The sequence below is a fragment of the Candidatus Poriferisodalis sp. genome, assembly GCF_965203655.1.
Lineage (GTDB): Bacteria > Actinomycetota > Acidimicrobiia > Acidimicrobiales > Poriferisodalaceae > Poriferisodalis.
The window spans coordinates 70450-90573 of the sequence record NZ_CBDBDD010000006.1; the positions used below are offsets into that span (position 1 = coordinate 70450).

At 66.9% G+C, this 20124-nt stretch carries 13 protein-coding genes; 8 read left to right on the plus strand and 5 right to left on the minus strand.

Going from position 1 to position 20124, the window contains the following annotated elements:
• Positions 1-22 precede the first annotated feature (22 nt).
• The 3 genes from ACOGW9_RS06285 to ACOGW9_RS06295 all read left to right on the plus strand — a co-directional run bounded on the left by ACOGW9_RS06285 (position 23) and on the right by ACOGW9_RS06295 (position 2185).
• Complete coding sequence (locus tag ACOGW9_RS06285) at positions 23-1555, plus strand: carboxylesterase/lipase family protein (protein WP_419909435.1); 1533 nt, start codon at positions 23-25, stop codon at positions 1553-1555.
• 76 nt (positions 1556-1631) lie between these two features.
• Entirely contained in the window at positions 1632-1880 is a 249-nt protein-coding gene (locus ACOGW9_RS06290) for a ribbon-helix-helix domain-containing protein (protein WP_419909437.1), read from the plus strand.
• Complete coding sequence (locus ACOGW9_RS06295) at positions 1877-2185, plus strand: type II toxin-antitoxin system PemK/MazF family toxin (protein WP_419909439.1); 309 nt, start codon at positions 1877-1879, stop codon at positions 2183-2185. Before ACOGW9_RS06290 ends, ACOGW9_RS06295 begins: the two co-directional genes overlap by 4 nt.
• 21 nt (positions 2186-2206) lie before the next feature.
• Here the strand turns inward: ACOGW9_RS06295 and ACOGW9_RS06300 are convergent, their stop codons facing one another.
• Entirely contained in the window at positions 2207-3466 is a 1260-nt protein-coding gene (locus tag ACOGW9_RS06300; protein ID WP_419909441.1) for an LLM class flavin-dependent oxidoreductase, read from the minus strand.
• Positions 3467-3562: 96 nt separating this feature from the next.
• Positions 3563-4714, minus strand: a complete 1152-nt coding sequence (locus ACOGW9_RS06305) for a serine hydrolase domain-containing protein (protein WP_419909443.1) — start codon at positions 4712-4714, stop codon at positions 3563-3565.
• Positions 4715-4892: 178 nt separating this feature from the next.
• On the opposite strand from ACOGW9_RS06305, the gene ACOGW9_RS06310 reads away from it, so the two are divergent.
• The 5 genes from ACOGW9_RS06310 to ACOGW9_RS06330 are packed head-to-tail and all read left to right on the plus strand — an operon-like array spanning position 4893 to position 14291.
• The gene (locus ACOGW9_RS06310) at positions 4893-6302 is read left to right on the plus strand and encodes an ABC transporter substrate-binding protein (protein WP_419909445.1); all 1410 of its coding nucleotides are present in this window, start codon (positions 4893-4895) and stop codon (positions 6300-6302) included.
• 58 nt (positions 6303-6360) lie between these two features.
• Complete coding sequence (locus tag ACOGW9_RS06315; protein ID WP_419909447.1) at positions 6361-9195, plus strand: ABC transporter permease subunit; 2835 nt, start codon at positions 6361-6363, stop codon at positions 9193-9195.
• Between the two features lie 10 nt (positions 9196-9205).
• A complete protein-coding gene (locus ACOGW9_RS06320; RefSeq protein WP_419909449.1) occupies positions 9206-9970 on the plus strand; it encodes an ABC transporter ATP-binding protein in 765 nt (254 codons plus the stop codon).
• A 13-nt stretch (positions 9971-9983) separates the two neighbouring features.
• A complete protein-coding gene (locus ACOGW9_RS06325; protein WP_419909451.1) occupies positions 9984-11447 on the plus strand; it encodes an ABC transporter substrate-binding protein in 1464 nt (487 codons plus the stop codon).
• 6 nt (positions 11448-11453) lie between these two features.
• Positions 11454-14291, plus strand: coding sequence for an ABC transporter permease subunit (locus tag ACOGW9_RS06330; protein WP_419909453.1), 2838 nt, complete (start codon positions 11454-11456; stop codon positions 14289-14291).
• Between the two features lie 37 nt (positions 14292-14328).
• On the opposite strand, the gene ACOGW9_RS06335 is transcribed toward ACOGW9_RS06330, so the two are convergent.
• The 3 genes from ACOGW9_RS06335 to ACOGW9_RS06345 form a co-directional block, all read right to left on the minus strand.
• Positions 14329-16227, minus strand: coding sequence for a hypothetical protein (locus tag ACOGW9_RS06335; protein ID WP_419909455.1), 1899 nt, complete (start codon positions 16225-16227; stop codon positions 14329-14331).
• Positions 16227-17486 carry an ABC transporter substrate-binding protein gene (locus tag ACOGW9_RS06340; RefSeq protein WP_419909457.1) on the minus strand — a complete coding sequence of 420 codons (1260 nt, stop codon included), beginning with the start codon at positions 17484-17486 and terminating at the stop codon, positions 16227-16229. The genes ACOGW9_RS06335 and ACOGW9_RS06340 overlap by 1 nt, the downstream gene beginning before the upstream one ends.
• A 193-nt stretch (positions 17487-17679) precedes the next feature.
• A complete protein-coding gene (locus ACOGW9_RS06345) occupies positions 17680-20076 on the minus strand; it encodes a xanthine dehydrogenase family protein molybdopterin-binding subunit (RefSeq protein ID WP_419909459.1) in 2397 nt (798 codons plus the stop codon).
• Positions 20077-20124: the final 48 nt, after the last annotated feature.

Sequence of the window (20124 nt, forward strand, 5' to 3'; positions counted from 1 at the left end):
CGCGCAACGACAGGGGGCAGACATGGCTGCAGAAGTGACGATCAACTCTGGACGACTCGCCGGCGGCGACGATCAAGGGGTCCACGCCTACAAGGGCATTCCCTACGCGGCACCGCCCGTGGGCGATCTTCGGTTCCGACCGCCAGCAGCCCCAGCGAGCTGGGACGGTGTGCGCGACGCCTCCGACTATGGCCCCGTGGCATTGCAGCAGCCCATGCCCGGCATCTTCGGCGAGCTGGGCACACCACCCAATCCCGCTGGCGACGACTGCCTGCGGCTGAACGTGTGGACGCCGGACCCGAGTGCCGGCGGCATGCCGGTGCTGGTGTGGATCCACGGCGGCGCCTTCTATGCCGGCAGCGGCGTCGACGACGTGTACAACGGCGCAGCGTTCGCCCGTGATGGCGTCGTGTGCGTGACGATCAACTACCGGCTCGGCGTGCAGGGCTTCATGAACTTGGGCGGGCACTTCGGCGAGTACGCCCAGTCAGGCAACCTCGGCATGCTCGACCAGGTCGCTGCCCTGCAATGGGTGCAGGAGAACGTCGCTGCTTTCGGCGGCGATCCGTCCAAGGTCACCATCGCCGGGGAATCTGCCGGCGGCATGAGCTGCTCCACGTTGATGGCGATGCCTTCCGCCAACGGCCTGTTCCGGGCCGCCATCCCCCAGAGCGGCGCCGCGCACAACGGCCTCAGCGCCGACACGGCGTCACTCATCAGCACCTATGTCATGGAGGCGGTCGGCGTCACACCCGGCGACTCGGCTGCGCTCGCTGCCGTCAGCAACGACGATCTGCTCGCCGCGCAGATCGCCATCACCGACGATCTGGGGGCGACACGTGACCCCGAGAAGTACCGCGAGGCAGCGGCAGTGCCGATGGCGTTCCAGCCCACCTATTTCACCGAGGAGCTGCCGCAACGACCGATCGACGCCATTGCCGGCGGTTCTGCCAAGGACGTGTCGGTCATGGTCGGTTCGACCAAGGAGGAAGCGCTGATCTTCGTCGTGGATCTCAAAGAGATATTCAACGAAGAACTCGTGCAGGCCACCGTGGGGGCGGTCTTCGGCATGGCCGGCAAGGACGGCGGCGCTGCGCTGCAGCTGTACACCGACAACCGGCCCGGGGCTGCGCCGCACGAACTCGCCGCAGCGATTGAGACCGACCGGATGTTCACCGTGCCTGCCATCCGTCTTGCCGACGCTCAATCGGCGCAGAACGCAGATCTGTGGATGTACCGGTTCGACTGGGAGAACCCCGAGCGCGACGGCGAGTGGGGTGCACACCACTTCATCGAGGTGCCGTTCGCGTTCGACCAGGCCGACAACGACATGGGTCGCGGCTTCGTCGGCGACAACCCGCCGGCGGACCTGATTGCGGCCACACACGACGCCTGGGTCCGGTTCGCCACAGACGGCAACCCCAACCACGGCGGCCTGCCCAACTGGCCACGCTGGGATGCGAGCAGCCGGCCGACGATGCTCTTCGACAACGAATGCCGCGTCGAGAACAACCCCGCTGCTGCGGAGATCGGCCTCTGGGACGGCGTCCTGTAGCGGCAGCCAGAACTAGGTGAGACGGTAGCAAGGCCGTTGTATGACGTTATGCATTGCGTCTTGTTGGACTCAACATATGACGCAATTGGTGGCACGAATTGACGACGGCCTGCTTGCCCAGCTTGACGAACTCGTAGCGAGTGGGGACGCACGGTCCCGTTCCGATGCGGTGCGGCGAGCACTCGAAGAGATGCTCGACCGGCGGCGACGGCGCCAAGTCGGCGAGGCCATCGTCGACGCGTACCGCCGAATCCCCGAGACCGACGACGAGATGGAATGGGCGGCGCACAGCACCCGGACGATGATCGCCGAGGAACCCTGGTGACACCTGCTCAGTGCGACGTTTGGTGGGCGGAGAGCGAGAACGAGGTTCGGCCGGTGCTCATCGTCACCCGCAACGAGGCGATCGGAGTGCTCAACAAGCTGGTCGTCGCCCCGATCACGCGTACTGTTCGGGGCATCCCGACCGAGGTAGCGCTCGACGCGGACGACGGTCTCCCCCACCCAAGCGCAGCTTCGTTCGACAACCTTCGCGTGGTGCTCAAGTCACACTTGACGGAGCGCATAAGCGCCTTACCCCACCGCCGGCCTGAAGTCTGCGCCGCGCTCGGCGCCATGGCGGACTGCTGACCTACTAGACGCAGGACAAACTCAGGCGGTGGCGGCCGCTTGGACTGTGGTCGTGACTTCGGGCGTCAAGTCGAGGTTGTGGAAGTTCTGGAGCCGCTCGATGGTCTCCGCGTAGCGCTCGCGCTTGCGGGCTTCCCGCTCGGGGGCACGCTCGGCGAATTCGGGCATGACCTCCCGGGCGAACAGCTCCATTGACTCGCAGATGTCCTCGTGGCGGTTGCGGCCGGCCTGGCTGACGAAGATCAGCTCGTCGACTCCGGCGTCCTCGTAGGCCCGCACGAACTCGCGGATCTGGCTCGGAGTGCCGATGCAGCCGCGCAGCGAGTCCAGCCCGCCTTCTGTCACCAGGTTGTCGGCGCCGTCCGAGCCCACCGCCGCCTGCACAGAGGCGGTCAGCTTGGCGAACCCCATCTCCTCGCGGTTCTCCTCGAACTGGCTCCAGATGTCGGTGGCGCCCGGCGTGTGGGTGCCGAACGCGTAGTAATGCAGCAGCGAGTAAGCGAAGAAGTGGAAGCCGTCGAGGCCCCGGTCGAGCGCCGTCTGCTCGTCTGGGTGGCACATGAAGCCCGTCGTCACTGCGATGTTGGGGTTCGGTGCCAAGCCGACCGGGTCGGTGCAGGCCTCGAAGGCCGCGTAGTAGTCCGACACCCACTGGCGGGCCTCGTCGGGATCGATGAACGAGAAGCTCAGCGCCCCGAGGCCTCGCTGGCCCGCCATCAGGATCGTGTCGCGCTGGCTGCACGCCACCCACATCGGCGGGTGCGGGCGTTGCAACGGCTTGGGAACCACGTTGCGCACCGGCATCGAGAAGAACTTGCCGGTGTGACCCTCGTACGGTGACTGCGCCATCATCTTGGCGATCTCGGGGACCGCCTCTTCCCACATGGCCCGCTTGTCGGCGCGGGCGATCTCGAAACCGCCCAGCTCCATGTCGCTCGACGTCTCGCCGGTGCCGAACTCCACGCGGCCGTTCGAGATGATGTCGAGCGTGCCGATGCGCTCGGCCACCCGGGCCGGATGGTTGTAGCCCGGCAGCACCGGCACGATGCCGTGGCCGATGCGGATGTTCTGGGTGGTCGCGGCGCATGCCGACAGGAACACCTCGGGCGCCGAGGAGTGCGAATACTCCTCCAGGAAGTGGTGCTCCACCTCCCACACGGTGCTGAAGCCAAGCTTGTCAGCGAGCTGCACCTGCTCGAGTGCCTCGCTGATGACGCGGGCCTCCGCCCCCTCGTCCCACGGGCGCGGCAGTTGGTGTTCGTAGAAGATGCTGAAGCGCACGGTTGACCCCTTCGAGCGGCGACGAGCGGCTCGCTAGTTTGCCGTGACTGTCGCTACTTGGGGCAGCCCCAAGCGGGCGGCAGCGGGCCAGTGTGCTCAGCCCGCCGCAGCGATGCTGGCGAACGCAGCATCCACGATGCGGTTGCCCCGGGGATCGCCGGTGATGGTGCTCTCCATGCGGTTCATCACATAGGCGACCGATGCCCGGACGTCGAAGTCGACGACGGCCACCGAACCGCCCCAACCGCCCCAGAACATGTGGTTCGGGTTGGGACTGGTGACCCAGCCGTCGAGATCGCGGGCGAAGCCCAGGCCATGGCGCATCCGCATGTACAGCACGTCATCGACGTTGTCGATCTGCTCCTCGAGGGCCTTGCGCGCACCGGCCTCGGACATGATCCGCACGCCGTCCACCTCGCCGCCGCAGGCCAGCATCGAGTGAATCCGCGCAATGGAGCGGGCGTTGCCGATGCCGCCAGCCGCGGGGATCTCTGCCGCACGCCATTCGCGGGTCTGCGGCTCGGAGGCGTCCAGCATGCAGCTCATCAGCGTCTTGGCGCAGAGCGAGTCGAGCTCGATGGGCACGCCGTTCATCTCGAGGGCTTCCAGGTTCACCTCCGGCGGGATGAGCTCGCCCATGCGGCCGTCCTCGGAGGCGGGCAGGCTCATGTGAAAGTCGGCCCCGAGCGGCTCGGCGATCTCGTCGCGGAACCAGTCCGCCATGCGCTTGCCGGTGATGCGGTAGAGGATCTCGCCTTCGAGGTTGCCCTGGGTGACGGCGTGGTAGGCCGATTTGCTGCCCGGCTCGAACCACAGCTCCTGGGCGGCGAGCCGCTCGGCGATGGCGTCGAGGTCGTACAGGTCTGCTGCGGTCACCGGCGGCACGAAACCCGGCAGTCCGGCGGTGTGCGCCATGACGTGGCTGACGAGCACGCCTTCCTTGCCGTTCTGGGCGAACTCTGGCCAGTACTGGCACACGGGAGCGTCGAAATCGAGCTCGCCGCGGTCGGCGAGGGCGAGCATGCAGGTGGCCGCCATGGTCTTGGTGCTCGAGTACACGTTGACGATCGTGTCCCGGTCCCACGGCGTGCCGTTGGGGTCCGCGTCTCCGGCCCAGATGTCCACCACAAGCTCACCGTCGACCGTCACCGCCGCCGCTGCGCCGACCTCCAGCCCCTCTTCGAAGTTCTCCACGAAGCCGTCGCGGACCGCCTCGAAGCCCTCCTTGCACATCCCGTGAACTTCCATGGCTGTCCCCCTTGTGGCGCCGGTCCGTCCTGCCGGCAATTCAGGGCTCATCATTGCAGCAACCGCTAACGGCCGCCGCCGATGTGACATAGGATCGGCGCCATTCGCTCGGCGCGACGACGGTCGTGCGGGCTCCCAGCGGTGCCTGCCAAGAGCGACTCAGGGATCAGGGGACTCCATGAATTCACGACTGCTTCGGCTTCTCGCACTGCTGTTTGCGTTCAGCCTCATTGCCGCCGCCTGCGCCGATGACTCGGACGGCGACGGTGCAGCCGACGACGCCCCGGCAGCAACGGCGGCCGATGACGGCGACGACATGGCTGACGACGATATGGCCGACGATTCCGATGACGACATGGCCGACGACAGCGACGACATGACCGATGACGACATGGCCGACGACAGCGACGACATGACCGATGACGACATGGCCGACGACAGCGACGACATGACCGCAATCGACCGCACCGGCGAGGTCATCAAGATCGGCTACGTGAACAACGAGGGCGCTGCATTCGCCCTGCCCGAGTTCCGTACCGGCGGCGAGGTGGCGATCCAGTTCATCAACGACAACGGCGGCATCAACGGTGCGATGATCGAAACCGAGCTCTGCCTGTCCGACGGCACGCCCGAGAGCGCCATCAACTGCGCCAACCAGCTGATCGAAGCCGACGTCGTGCTTGCCTACATGGGCATCGAGGTGGCGTCGGAGGCCGCGATCAACCTGTGGGTCGAGGCTGGCATTCCATACATCTCGTCACACGCGTGGGGTGTCACCGAGCAGAACAGCCCCGGTGCGGTTCTGATGCATTCGGCCGCGGGCGCGTATGCAGTCGGTCCGGCGAAGACGTTCGCCGATCTCGGCATCGACCACATCGCTGTGATCCTCGAGGACACTCCTGCGGGCAACGCCTTCATGGATGCAACCAGCAACCCGATCATGGCGCACCACGGCATCGAATGGGAGGGCATCTTGGTGGACCCGGCAGCGCCGGACTGGACTGCGGCGATCGCCACTGCGCAAGCGGCGGGTGTCGACGGCGTCTGGGGCCAGCTGACCGAGCCCGGCTGCATCGGCATGGTCGGTGCTGCTGCCGCCAGCGGTTACGACAAGCCGGTGTTCGCGGGCTCGTGCAGCTTCTTCATCCCGATCTTGGGTCCCGCCGCGATCGGCGCATACACCCAGAGCGACGTCTTCTTCCCGTCGACGGCCGAATTCGCGCCGCCTGAGATCCAGGCACAGATCGCCGAGTACGTCGATCTCATGACCGCCGCCGGATACGAAGACCACATCGAAGGCTTCGCTGTTGCGCCGTATAGCGCGTGGCGCGCGATGGAAATCATCCTCGAGAGGATCGAGGGCCCGATCACCGCCGAATCGGTGCTCCACGCCTTCAAGAATGCTGGCGAGACGCCCGGTTGGTTCGGCCCGAATCATCGCTGCGGCGAGGCGCCCTGGCCGGCTGAGTCGTCCGCCTGCAAGTCGGAGATCGCGGTGTGGCAGATCGCCGAGCGAGACGACGGCACGATCGGGCGCGTCCTGGTCGGCGACGGCTTCATCGACGCTTTCGCATTCAGCGGTTTCTAGGCGGTTGAACCCAGCCGCCAACAGCTTCGCCAAGAGCTGAGCACTCGACCTACACGACGTGCAGCAGTATCTCCTGTTCGCCATCGTCGGGCTCGGTTTCGGCTGCATCTACGCGGCCATCTCGATGGGCGTGGTCATCACCTACCGCGGAACCGGCATCATCAACTTCGCCACCGGCGCGATGGCGATGTGGGGCGCCTACGTCTTCGATGAGCTGAACCGCACCGGCGACCTAGTGTTTCCGGTCGCGATCATCCCGCACAAGGTGAGCCTCGGCGACGGCGTGGGCTCGGTGCCCTTTGCGCTTGCATTGGTGCTGGCCGTGCTGTCGTGCAGCCTCATCGGGCTGCTCGTGCACTTCCTGGTGTTCCGCCCGCTGCGACGGGCACCGATCCTGGCGCGCGTCGTGGCATCGGTGGGCGTGCTGCTGGCCATCCAAGCCCTCATCGTGATGCAGTTCACCAGCACACCGCGAGCGGTGGCACCGATCCTGCCGAACGAGCCAGTGGATTTCGCGGGCATCAGCTTCTCGCGCGATCGCCTGTGGCTCACCGGCGTGGTCATCGTGATCGCCGTGGCGATGTGGGCGTGGTTCCGCTTCACGCGTCTGGGGCTGGCCACGAGAGCATCTGCAGAGAACGAACGGGCCATCGGCTTGGCCCGCTTCTCACCGCAGGTGCTTGCCGGTTCCACCTGGGTGCTGTCGAGCACCGTTGTCGGCTTCATCGTCATCCTGACCTCGCCGACGGTGATCCTGAACCCGCTGACCTACGTGCTGGCCATCGTGCCAGCGCTGGCTGCGGCGCTCATCGGGCGACTCTCGTCGATCGCCGTCACGGTGACTGCGGCGCTGGCGCTGGGAATGGTTCAGTCCATCGTGGTGTTCCAGACCACCAAGGCCTGGTGGCCTGAGTGGGCGAAGGCGGGGCTGTCCGACGCCCTGCCGTTCGTGGTCATCGTCATCGCGCTCTTCGTGGTCGGTGATTCGCTGCCGAGCCGCGGGGCGGTCGAGTCGGATCCGCTGCCCGAGGTGTACCGACCGAAGATGCGAACCGCCGTGATTGCCCCGGTCGTGATCGGCGCAGGCGTGGTGGCCACCCTGACTTCGGGCAGCTACCGCTTCGGAATCATCACCAGCATGATCGTGACCATCATCATGCTGTCGCTGGTGGTGCTCACCGGGCTCGTCGGGCAGATCTCGCTGGCGCAGGCCGGCATCGCCGGCACTGCCGGCTTTGCCCTCAGCAAGCTGGGCGACGCGGCAGGCATTCCGTTCCCGATCTCGCCGCTGCTGGCCGCGCTGGTGGCGACCGTCTTCGGCGTGCTGATCGGTATTCCCGCGTTGCGGATCCGTGGCGCTCAGCTCGCCGTGGTCACCCTGGCGGGCGCCGTGGCGCTGGAGAAGTTCATCTTCCGCAACACCCAGCTGGCCGAGGCGGCAGGGAACCCCATCGCGGACCCGACGCTGTTCGGCCTCGACATGGGCATCCGGGAAGGTCGCACGATCGCACGCGTCGAGTTCGCCATCCTCGTGCTGCTCGTCGTCACGGTGTGCTCGATTCTCGTCGGGAATCTGGCACGCAGCGCGACCGGCCGGCGCTTCCTGGCCGTGAGGTCAAACGAGCGTGCCGGCGCATCGGTCGGCATCTCCATTGCGAACACCAAGCTGCTGGCGTTCGGCATCGCGTCGTTCCTCGCAGGCGTAGGCGGTGCGTTCCTCGGCTACAGCCGTGGGCAGCTGTCTGCGGACAGCTTCACCGTCATGGTCGGACTGAGCTTCTTGGCCTTCGCCTACTTGGGCGGCATCACCACGGTGTCCGGCGCGATCATTGCCGGCACCTTCGCCCCGCTGGGCATCGGATTTGTGATCTTGGACCGTGCCCTCGACATCGGGACGGCATACCAGATCCTGGCGGGCATCGGCCTGGTGCTGACAGCAATCTTCAATCCGGAGGGAATCGCGGGCGCGAACCGCAAGAACTTCGACAAGATGCGCGCCGGGCTGGCTGCCCGCGCCGCCGCCAAGGCCGCGCCCGTCGACGGCGACGACGCCGCTGGCGCGGGCACGGTTGGGCCCGAGGCGGTGCCCACCGCGGCTGCGCCGGCACCTCGCGCCACCCAACGGCCGAGCTTCGACGATGCCCCGGTCGTGCTCGCAATCAACGAGTTGACCGTGCGCTACGGCGGCCTCAAGGCCGTCGATGACGCGTCGCTGCGAGTCCGCGAGGGCGAGATTGTCGGGCTGATCGGGCCGAACGGCGCAGGCAAGACCACGATGATCGACGCGCTGACGGGGTTCATTCCCTCCGAGGGGCGGATCGAATTCTGCGGGGCTGAGCTCACAACCGAGCAGCCGTACCAGCGGGCGCGCCTGGGCCTGTCGCGTACGTGGCAGTCGCTGGAGCTGTTCGGGGATCTGTCGGTGCGAGAGAACGTGCAAGTCGCCGACGAGCGAGCCACCGTCGGCTCGGTGCTCGCGGACTTCGTCAAGCCCGCGAGACCGGTGGACCTCACACGCGTGGACTCGGCGCTCGACCTCGTCGGTCTCGCAGGCGATGCTGACGTCCGGCCTGGCGACCTGCCGCTCGGGCGCCAGAAGCTGGTCGGCGTGGCCCGGGCTCTGGCCAGTTCTCCGCGTGTGATGCTGGCCGACGAGCCAGCAGCCGGTCTCGACACCGCCGAGAGCCGGGCACTGGGCCGTGAGATCATCGACATCGCCGAGGGCGGCGTGTCAATCCTGCTGGTCGACCACGACATGGGCCTGGTGCTGGAGGTCTGCGACTACATCTACGTCCTCGACTTCGGCCAGATCATCGCCGAGGGCACCGCCGCCGACATTCGTGCGAACGAAGCCGTCATCGACGCCTACCTTGGTTCTGAGGTCCACACATGAGCGCGTTCACATGACCAGCACCGAGACGCAGATGCCGGGCAACGATGCCTCGACGGCCCCGGCGCTGGACGTGCGGAACCTCGTGGCCGGCTGGGGCGGCGTGCCCGCCGTGCGCGACCTGTCGTTGCACGTCCATCCCGGCGAGGTGGTGGCGCTGCTGGGGCCCAACGGTGCCGGCAAGACGACCACGCTGCTGACCATCGCAGGGATACTGCGGCCGATCGACGGCGAGATCGATGTGCTCGGCGAGCCGCTCGGCGGGGCCAGCGCGCACCAGGTGGCCCGCAGGGGCGCCGCGTTGCTGCCCGAGGATCGCGGCATCTTCTTCCAGCTCAGCGTCGCGGAGAACCTGCGCCTGCACCGCCACCGTCGCAGCGAGGTGACCGAAGCCGACATCATCGGCTGGTTCCCCGCGCTCGAGGCGCTGCTGGATCGCCGGACTGGGTTGCTTTCTGGCGGCGAGCAGCAGATGCTGGCGTTGGGCTGCAAGCTCATCGCCGATCCGAAGCTGCTCATGGTGGATGAGATGAGCCTCGGGCTCGCGCCGATCATCGTGGAGCGCCTGCTGCCGGTCGTGCGGCGCATCGCCGACGAAACCGGCACCGCCGTGCTGCTCGTGGAGCAGCACGTGCATGCCGCACTCGCCATCACCGACAGGGCGTACGTCCTCAATCACGGCGAGCTGGCGCTGTCGGGCACCGCGGACGAGTTGGCGCAGCGGCCCGAGGTGCTCGAGGCCAGCTACCTCGGGGAGCGCACCCTTGACCAGGAGTAGCGTCGTGGCCTCTATGGGTTCACCACTGACACGATTCCTAGAGGCTGAGCCGACAGGCGAAGCCGTGGCCCGTGCGGCCCGTGAGCGCAGCGAACAAGAGCGGGAAGCGACAGGTGTGACAGCGAGACGGATCAGCTATCGGCGCAGCCTTTCGGTGCTGCTGCTGGCTGTCGGGCTCGTTGCTGCTGCATGCGCAAGCTCGGACGGCGATGGCGACGGCGCCCAGCCGGCGGCGACCACAGCCGAAGCGCCTGGCGACGCTGCCGGCACCTCCGCCGGCGGCGACACGCCGGACGATGAACCCACCGGCGGCGAACCAGCACAAGACGGCGACGACGGCGCACCCATCGACCGCACCGGCGAGGTCATCCGGGTCGGCTACGTCAACAACGAGGGCGGCAACATCTCGCTGCCGGAGCTGCGCATCGGCGGCGAGGTGGCCATCGAGGTGATCAACGACGCCGGCGGGATCCACGGTGCCATGATCGAGCCGGTCGTCTGCCTCTCCGACGGCACGCCCGAGAGCGCCATCAACTGCGCGATCAAGCTGATCGAAGAAGACGTCGACATGGCCTACATGGGCGTCGAGCTGGGCTCCGAAGCGGCGTTCGGACTGTGGCTCGACGCCGGCATTCCCTACGTCTCATCCCACTCGTGGGGCCAAACCGAGAGGAACAGTCCCGGCTCCTTCCTGCTCCACGTGGCAACCGGGGCATTCGCCGTGGGACCCGCCAAGACCTTCTCCGAACTCGGCATCGACCACATCGCAGTCGTCGTCCAGGACTCCTCCACCGCCTTGGATTTCATGGACAACATCATCGCCCCGGTGCTCGAGCACTACGGCATCGAGATGGAGCGCGTCGTGGTCGACATCGCGGCGCCCGATTGGACCGCCGCCATCGCTGCGGCGCAGTCCGCCGGTGTCGAGGGCATGATGGGCCAGCTTGACGAATTCGGCTGCATCGGCATGGTCGGATCGGCCGCCGCGAGCGGCTTCGACAAGCCGATCTTCGCCGGGTCCTGCACGCTGTACATCGGCGTGCTCGGGTCTGCCGCCATCGGCACTTACACCCAAGGCGACCAGTGGGTCCCGTGGGTTGCCGAATTTGCGCCGCCCGAGATCCAAGAACGCCTCGCCGAATACGCCGACCACATGACATCGGCCGGTCACGAGCAGCTGATCGAGGGCTTCGCCATCGCCCCCTACGGAGCATGGCGCGAGATCAAGTTCATCCTCGAGACCATCGAGGGCCCGATCACCTCGGAGTCGATCACCGACGCGTTCACCAACGCCGGCGAGACTCCCGGATGGTTCGGCCCCAACCTGCGCTGCGGTCAAGCACCATGGCCGCCGGAGTCCTCGCACTGCATGTCGCACATCATGGTCTGGCAGGTCGTCGAGGCCGACGACGGATCGCTGCGCCGGATCGTGGTCGGCGACGGACTCTTTGACGCGTACGAGCTGAGCGGGTTGTAGGGGAGCGTGGACCAATACCTGCTGTTCGCGATCATCGGCTTGGGATCGGGCTGCCTCTACGCGGCACTGTCGATGGGCTTGGTCATCACCTACCGGGGCACCGGCATCATCAACTTCGCCACGGGCGCGATGGCGATGTGGGGGGCGTACGTATACGACGAGCTCAGCGACACCGGCGATCTCGTGCTGCCGCTGGTGATCATTCGCAGCCGCATCAGCCTCGGAGGCAGCTCAGGCAGCGTGCCCTTCGGGGTGGCAATCATCCTTGCCGTGCTGTCGTGCAGCCTCATCGGGCTGATGGTGCACTTCCTGGTCTTCCGGCCGCTCCGGCGAGCCCCGATCCTGGCTCGCGTGGTCGCGTCGGTCGGCGTGCTGCTGGTCATCCAAGCCCTGATCGTGATGCACTTCATGAGCAGCGCCCGCGTCGTCGCTCCGATCCTGCCCAACGAGCCAGTGAGCTTCGCGGGGGTCAGCTTCTCTCGCGATCGCCTCTGGCTCACGGCCGTCGTGCTGCTGACCGCCGCGGCGGCATGGGCGTGGTTCCGCTTCACGCGCTTGGGGCTCGCCACGCGAGCCTCTACCGAGAATGAGCGGGCGGTCAGCCTGGCCCGCTACTCGCCGCAGGTGCTGGCCGGCTCGACGTGGGTGCTGTCGAGCACCCTCGTCGGCTTCCTGCTGATCATGGCCTCGCCGATCGTCTCCCTCAGCCCGTGGACATACCTCTCGATCGTTCCGGCACTCGCCGCTGCGGTCATCGGTCGGTTGCTGTCCATCGCCGTCACGGTGGCGGCCGCGTTCGGGCTCGGCATCTTCCAGTCGATCGTCGTGTACCAGACCACCAATCCGTGGTGGCCCGATTGGGCAATCACCGGCATACCCGACGCGCTGCCGTTCGGGGTCATCGTGATCGCCCTGTTCGGCCTGGGCCACAACCTGCCGACCCGTGGTGCCGTCGAAGCCGATGCCCTGCCCGAGGTGGTACGGCCGAAGATGCGACCGAGCGTTGTCGCATCGGCCGTGGTGGCGGCCGGAGTGCTGACCGCTGTGGCGCAGGGCAGCTACCGCATCGGGATCATGACCAGCATGATCATGACGATCGTCATGCTGTCGCTGGTGGTGCTGACCGGCCTCGTCGGCCAGATCTCGCTGGCCCAGGCTGCCATCGCGGGAGCCGCGGGCTTCGCGCTCAGCAAGCTGGGCGATTCGGTTGGCATCCCGTTTCCCATCTCGCTGCTGCTCGCAGCGCTCATGGCCACCGCTTTCGGGCTCGTGGTGGGCGTCTCCGCCCTGCGCATCCGCGGTGCACAGCTCGCGGTCGTCACACTGGCCGGTGCAGTCGCGCTCGAGGAGTTCGTGTTCCGCAACTCCGCCATCACTGGTCTGTACGGCAATCCCATTACAGGTCCTTCGTTGTTCGGCGCGAACCTCAGCATTCGCGAAGGCAGGAACTTCGCCCGCATGGAATTCGGATTCCTGGTGCTGGCCGTGGTGACCGTGTGCGCCATCGCGGTGGGCAACCTGGCCCGCAGTGCGACCGGGCGCCGCTTCCTGGCCGTCCGTTCCAACGAGCGGGCGGGCGCGTCAGTCGGCATCAATGTTGCGGGCACGAAGATGCTGGCGTTCGCGCTCGCGTCGTTCCTGGCTGGCGTGGGCGGCGCGTTCATCGGCTACAGCCGGGGCCAGCTCTCCGCGGAGAGCTTCGCCGTGCTCATTGGCCTGAGCTTCTTGGCGCTGGCCTACCTGTGCGGGATCACGAGCGTGCCCGGCGCCATCATCGCCGGGCTGTTCGCCCCGCTCGGCATCGTCTACATCACCGCAGATCGGATTGCCGAACTAGGCCGGTGGTACCAGTTGGTGGCTGGCGTCGCCCTGGTAGCAACTGCGATTTTCTTCCCCGAAGGCGTGGCCGGCGCGTACCGCCAGAACCTCGCACGCTTGCGAGCATTCCGGTCACGCAGGCGGGCCCGGGCCGAGGCGCGCGAGCGCAGCGAACTCGGAGCGATGCCCACCGAACCTGCCGGCGGGGAGTTCGGCGAGACGGTTCGCTTGTCCGAGTATCGACGCAAGGAACGGCAGCGGAGCTTCGAGGGTGAGCCGGTCGTGCTGGCAGTCGAGGATCTCACCGTGCGCTTCGGCGGGCTCAAAGCACTGGACCAGGTGTCGCTGCGAGTCCGCGAGGGCGAGATCGTGGGATTGATCGGACCGAACGGCGCCGGCAAGACGACGCTGATCGACGCGCTGACCGGATTTGTGCCGTCCCGTGGGCGTGTGACGTTCTGCGAGGAACGGCTCTCCCGTGAAGCCCCCCATGTGCGCGCCCAGCGGGGGTTGGCGCGCACATGGCAGTCGCTGGAGTTGTTTGATGACCTGACCGTGCGCGAGAACGTGCAGGTCGCCGCCGAGCGATCCTCGATGCGCTCGGTGCTCGCCGATCTCGTCATACCCGAGCGGCCGACGGACACATCGCGGGTTGATGCAGCGATGGAAATCGTCGGCCTGGTCGGTGACACTGAGACGCGACCAGCCAACCTCCCGCTCGGCCGCCAGAAGCTGGTCGGCGTTGCGCGGGCACTGGCCTCGGATCCTCGGGTGATGCTGGCTGACGAGCCGGCCGCTGGGTTGACCACTGCCGAGAGCATCGCGCTGGGCGTCCGGCTGCTGGACGTGGCATCTGAGGGTGTGTCGATCTTGCTGATCGACCACGACATGAATCTCGTGCTCGACATCTGCGACTACATCTACGTGCTCAACTTCGGCCAGATCATCGCTGAGGGCACTTCAGCGGAGATCCGGGCCAACGAGACGGTGGTCGATGCCTATCTGGGTTCAGGCGCTCACACCTGAGCGACGCTGAGCCCGGTTGACGCCTCGAACGAACGGTTCAGACCGACTCGGGATCGCGGCGCCGGGAAACCTCAGCGGCAAGCAGCAGCGTGGCGATCGCAGCAACGATGCCGATCACCAGCACGATCACCCGCGCATCAGGTTCGTTGGCATCGGGATCGAGAGCGGCAGCGTCGGAGAGAACGTCGTCAAGCAACGTGTCGATGCCAGCTTGCAGTTCGAGCGTCGCTTGACGGCTCGACTCGATCAGCTGCGCTTCTTGAGCGATGAGCGGAAGGCGGTGCCGCAGCGAGTCGAAAAAGTTCGCCTCCCCGTTGCCGAAGGCAATGAACTGGCGAGCCAACGGGACCAATTGAGGATGTACCTCGCTGCCGCCTTCTTGCTCCAAGTACCCGATGCTCGACTCCAGGCGGTGCGCCGCGGTCGCAAACCTCTCTTCGGCTTCGGCGATCAGCGTCGGCTCGGAGATGATGATGGCGATGATGAGGCCAGAGAAGGTCCGGAAGAGCGAGTTGAAGATCAGCGTCAGGTGCCGGTAGCGCAAGAGCTCCTCACGTGACAGCGGTTCAGAGCCGCTCGCCCCGCCGTCGGCAAACTCGCTGCGGCCGGTCAGCATGTAATACAGCTGGTTGTCGAGGCTCGAGACCACCGCCGGCCGAAGCTGGTAGTCGAAGAAGGCCCTCAGCTGCGCCCGCTGACCTGCTGCGGACTGCAAGGCCTCAACCAGCGCCGGGCGGCCATCGTGGACATTGTCGACATTCGACTGCATGCGGTCGACCGACGTGCGCATCGGCGCGACCACATCGCTGTGACCTGCGCCGTCGAGCACGTCCAAGTGCTGGCGAACGCCAGCGAAGCCGGCCGCGGCAGCATCGCGGACTGCCGGCATCTCACCCAGTGGCGTCGTCGGGGCGCTTCTGGCCGTGGCAACTGCCGCAACTGCGCTCAGATGCCGGTCGGTCGCCAGTGCAGCGTCCAAAGCATCAGCGATCCCGCCGTATCTATCGACAGATCCGACGCTGTCGATGGTCTGGGCCAGGAGCGCCGTGGCCTCAGTCTGCAGCGATACCAAGATCCCTTCGAGCGCAGCGATGTTGCGCGCTTCGGATGCCGCCAAGCCCAAGCGGGACTTCATCATGTCGATCAGGTTCGCGTCGCCGTAGGCAGCGTCCACGAGGTCTCGAGAAAGCGGGATCAGCGCGGGCTGCAGATCTTGCTGGGTGTCTTCGGCAAATACGTCGAGGCTGTCGGAGAGCTGGTACATCACCAAGTCGACGTTCTCCTCGACGGTGGCAACGAACGCGATGTCAGACTGCCTCGCCGCAACCTCCAGCAGGACAGAGCCCTGGTCGACCTGTTGCGTCAAGAGCGCGAGGCGCGAATACCGCAGCAGATCGTCAGGGGTGACGGCATCGCCGCCGTCGGTGATCAAGCGATAGAACACGTCGTCCTCGCTCGCTACAGAGGCGGGCAGGAGTTGCCAATTGGTGGTCGCGATGAGCTCTTGGCGGCGTCGCTCAGACTCGCGTCGGACCTCCGCGAGCTCCGGGCGACGGTTTTCGATCTCCGCCGATCTGCGCGCCAGTTCAACGGTCATATCCCGCATCGCCGCCGCGGCCTGCGCGTACCCAGCGGTTTCCAGAGCGTCGAGCTGCCTGTGCAGCACTTCGATTTCGGCGTCCAGGGAGGCCCGTGACTCGGCCAAGTCCTCCGGCGTCATGCTTGCTTGCGTGCTCACCGTGGCGGCGTCCGCCACCGACTTCACTTGCCGTACAAATGCCAGAGCCGACGTCACCGCGCCGATGTCGGGTTCTTCGTCTGGTTGGCCTGCTGAATCCCCGACGGCAATCCACGCCACGGCCGTGCTCGCGGCGATGATCGCAAACGCGACCAGCGTGACCGTCGCCAGCCGAGCCGACACCCGCAGGCGGTTCATTACTGCGAGTCGCCGAGGTTCGTCGCCGGAACGAACCTGCCGTCGTCGTTGATCACGGTCAGGAGAACTTCGTCTGAGCCCTGGTTGTCACCCGGGCCGTACTCGAGGCTGACGCCGGACAGGTCGACGGCACCCAACTCGGAGAATGCGCTCAAGAAGCACTCGCGGGTCAGGTCTGCTCCGCACGCTTCGAGTGCGACGATGGCCAATCGCCCTGCGAGGTACCCCTCCAGCGAGACGAACCCGGGCGCAGCGCTCGGATCGAACTCGCTGAGCGCCTCCCGGTACTCCGCCACGACCGGGGTCCCGGCATCATCTGGAATCGGAACCACCTGTGTGACGTACACGCCGGGCGCATCATCTCCCAGCTCCTGTGCGAGCGCATTACTTCCCACGAACGAGACCGCCATGAAGACCGGATCAATGTCCATGCGAAGCAGCGTGATCGCCTTGGCCACGGGCTGGTAGGCACCGATGAAGATGACCGCTTCGGGATCTGCGTCACCGATGTGGAACACCGCAGCCTTCACGGCGCTCGAGTTTCGCTCGTAGTACCAGGTAGCGACCGGTGCAAGCCCGCGCTTGTCCAGAGCCTCGATCACCCCGTTGAGGCCGGACTGCCCATACGAGTCGTTCTGGTACATGACCGCGACCCTGGTGACGCCCAGGTCTTCGGTGAGACGCTCCACCATGTGCTCGGTCTCCTGCGCGTAGGAGGCTCGCAGGTTGACCACCGAGTTGAGATCGGGATCGCGTAGAAAGCCTGCGCCGGTGAACGGAGCCACGAACGGCACGGCCCGCGATTCGGCAAGGGGAACAGCGGAACGTGAAGTCGGCGTTCCCACCTCTCCGATCAGCGCGAACACTCGCTCTTTCGTAATCAGGTCGCGGGTGTTCGCGAAGGCGAATCCCGGCTCGTACCTGTCATCTGCCGTGACGAGCTCAAGCATGCGGCCGTGCACGCCGCCTGCTTGGTTCTGTTCCGCGAACGCGGCCTCGATGCCCAAGCGCATGGCATGTCCCAATGCCTGCGCCGGGCCGCTGAATGCCGCAGACTGCCCGAACAGCACACGATCATCGGAGACACCGGGGCTCGCCTGGTCGCTGGACGCCGGTGCTGTCGCCGGCGCAGGAGCCTCTGATGTATCGGCCGTCGCATCATCATCCGGCGCGGCACCGGTGCACGCCGCCACCAGGATGGCCACGCCCGCAACCAGAGCTGCCAACCGCCCAGTTGCCGGGGGGAGGTAGGTAGACATGGCGTCCTTCCTTTGCTGAGAGTCGCGGGGAGCGCCGCATCCATCGATGGATACGAGGAGCGTAGATGCGCACGGTTCGCCTATACGCAATGCGCGCTCCTTGGCGCATGCAACAGGTGCACAAAGGTCTGCAGCGCGTACAACGCCCGCATCTGTGCAGTGAGGTCGTCAGGCGAGCGCCGGATGGTGCGATCTATGACTGGGAGCGAGCTGCGGCGATTGCTGCGTGGATGCGGGCGGGGCTAAGGGGCAGCTCGTCGATGGTGATGCCCAACGGTGCGAGGGCGTCGCAGACGGCGTTCGCGATGGCGGCGTAGGGGCCGAGGGTGCCGCCCTCGCCCACGCCGCGGATCTGGTTGAGGTTGTGCGCCGGATCGGCGATATGACCCAGCTCGATCGACGGCATCCGGTCGGCGGTGATGGCCAGGTAGTCCATGAACGTGCCTGAATGGAGCTGGCCGTCGGCGTCGTAGACGAAGTGCTCGTACAGCGCGCCGCCCACAGCTTGGGCGATGGCGCCGTGCATCTGGCCTTCCACGATCATCGGATTGATCACGCGGCCGGTGTCCTCCACGCACACGATGCGCTGTAGGTCCACCTCGCCGGTGTCAAGGTCGACCGCGACCACGGCGGCTTGCGCGCCCGCTGCGAACGTGCCGGTCATCGGGTCATAGAAGCGCATGGCCTCCAAGCCGGGCTCCAGGCCGGGCGGCAAGCGGTGGGGCTCGAAGTACGCCACATGGGCGACCTCGCCGAGGGTGACGCCGACCGCGGGCGCGTCCTGTGTGTGGATCAAGCCGTCGTCGATGCTCAGCCACTCGGGCTCGGCTTCGAGCAGGTGAGCCGCGATGACCAGTGCCTTTGCCAGCACAGCGCGAGCGGCCAGCGTGGCGGCGCCCGAGCCAATCACGCCCTGGCGGCTGGCGAAGGCGCCCATCCCGAACGAGATGCGATCGGTGTCGCCCATCTCGACGGTCACCTGTTCGACGCCAGCGCCAAGCTCGGCGGCCACGACCTGCGCCATGGTGGTTTCTAGGCCCTGGCCTTGCGAGGTGACGCCCATGGCCGCGGTAATCGCTCCCGACGGGTCCACCCGCACCTCAGCCGACTCGTGGCCGGTGCGGAACGGCAGTCGCGGACCCGCCGAGGCCTTCTGGCCGAGACCGGTTAGCTCGTTGTAGCAAGCGAAGCCGATGCCCGTGAGCCGGCCGTCCGCGTCGGCGCGAGCAGCTTGCTGTGCCAAACGAAACGCGTCGTAGTCGATGAGCTCGACGGCTTGTTCGAGGCAGTCGAGGTAAGTGCGCGAGTCGTGCACGAGCCGCGTGGGGGCGGTGTAGGGCAAGTCGTCGGGTGCTACGAGGTTGCGACGGCGGATGTCGAGGGGGTCCATGCCGAGCTCGGCGGCTGCATCATCGAGCAGGCGTTCCATCACGAACACCGTCGCGGGCCGGGCTACACCCCTGTACGGGCCGGTCGGCGTGGTGTTGGTGGCCACGCCCAGCACCTCGCAGCGGTAGTGGGCGAGCTTGTACGGGCCGGTCAGCAGACCACCGGCCATCAGCGGCTCGATGCCCGCCGTCCATGGCGGCGAGCTGTACGCGCCCACGTTGGCATGCAGCACCGCATCGATCGCCACCAGCGTGCCGTCGGCCTCGAAGCCGGCGCGCACCGAGTAGTGGTGGTCGCGGGCGTGGAGCGCGGTTGCCATGTGCTCTGAGCGGGTTTCCACCCAGCCGACGGGGCGGCTGAGCCGTCGTGCGAGCTGGCTGACCACGACATCTTCGGGATACAGCGCTCCCTTGACGCCGAAGCCGCCGCCGACGTCGCCGACCACCATGCGCACGGCGCCGTCAGCCAATCCGAGCACCTTGGCCAGGCCGTTGCGGTGCAGGTACGGCACCTGCGAGGTGGCGTGCAGCGTGAGCTTGGTGCCGCCGCTGTCCCAGATCGCCACCGCGCCGCGGCCCTCCATGGGCGTGGCCCCGTGCCGGTTGGTGCGGTAGTGGCGTTCGACCACCAGGTGCGAGCCGGCAAGCGCCGCGCCGGCGTCGCCAGCATCAAAGGTGCGGGTGACGATGAGGTTGTCGGGCGCGATGTCGTGCACCGGTTCGGAGGGATCTGCTGCGGCAGCGACAGCGTCGACGTGCACCCGGAGCTCGTCGTAGGTCACCTCGACGAGTTCGGCGGCGTCGACTGCTTCTGACCGGGTAGTGGCGACCACTGCCGCGACGGCCTCGCCCTGGTAGCGCACCTTCTCGGTCGCGAGCACCGGCTGGGGGGTGTTCACATGTGTCTGCAGTGCCGACTCGGCAATGAGCGCCAAGCCGGCGAAGTCCGGGTCGGCGCCGGTCGCGACGTCGACCACGCCGGGGGCCTGCCGGGCAGCGGCGACATCGACCGAGGCAATCCGCGCATGGGCGACGGGACTGCGCACGAACGCCACCGCGAGCTGCCCGTCGTAGCGGACGTTCGCGATGTAGCGGCCGCGTCCTCGCAGCAGCCGGCCGTCCTCCCGTCGCGGCACGGGCTTGCCGAACGGACCGCCCTCGGTGGGCGCTGTTTCATCCAGCCGGAACGACTCGTCTGCCACGCTGCAATCTTCCCGGTCGGGGTGTCGGCAGCGCCTCGTCTGCCGTCC

What these genes read in the sequence shown, in the direction of transcription:
- ACOGW9_RS06285 (WP_419909435.1), top strand. Translation starts at nt 23, where the DNA reads ATGGCTGCAGAAGTGACGATCAACTCTGGACGACTCGCCGGCGGCGAC.
- ACOGW9_RS06290 (WP_419909437.1), top strand. Translation starts at nt 1,632, where the DNA reads ATGACGCAATTGGTGGCACGAATTGACGACGGCCTGCTTGCCCAGCTT.
- ACOGW9_RS06305 (WP_419909443.1), bottom strand. Translation starts at nt 4,714, where the DNA reads ATGGAAGTTCACGGGATGTGCAAGGAGGGCTTCGAGGCGGTCCGCGAC.
- ACOGW9_RS06310 (WP_419909445.1), top strand. Translation starts at nt 4,893, where the DNA reads ATGAATTCACGACTGCTTCGGCTTCTCGCACTGCTGTTTGCGTTCAGC.
- ACOGW9_RS06320 (WP_419909449.1), top strand. Translation starts at nt 9,206, where the DNA reads ATGACCAGCACCGAGACGCAGATGCCGGGCAACGATGCCTCGACGGCC.
- ACOGW9_RS06325 (WP_419909451.1), top strand. Translation starts at nt 9,984, where the DNA reads ATGGGTTCACCACTGACACGATTCCTAGAGGCTGAGCCGACAGGCGAA.
- ACOGW9_RS06335 (WP_419909455.1), bottom strand. Translation starts at nt 16,227, where the DNA reads ATGAACCGCCTGCGGGTGTCGGCTCGGCTGGCGACGGTCACGCTGGTC.
- ACOGW9_RS06340 (WP_419909457.1), bottom strand. Translation starts at nt 17,486, where the DNA reads ATGTCTACCTACCTCCCCCCGGCAACTGGGCGGTTGGCAGCTCTGGTT.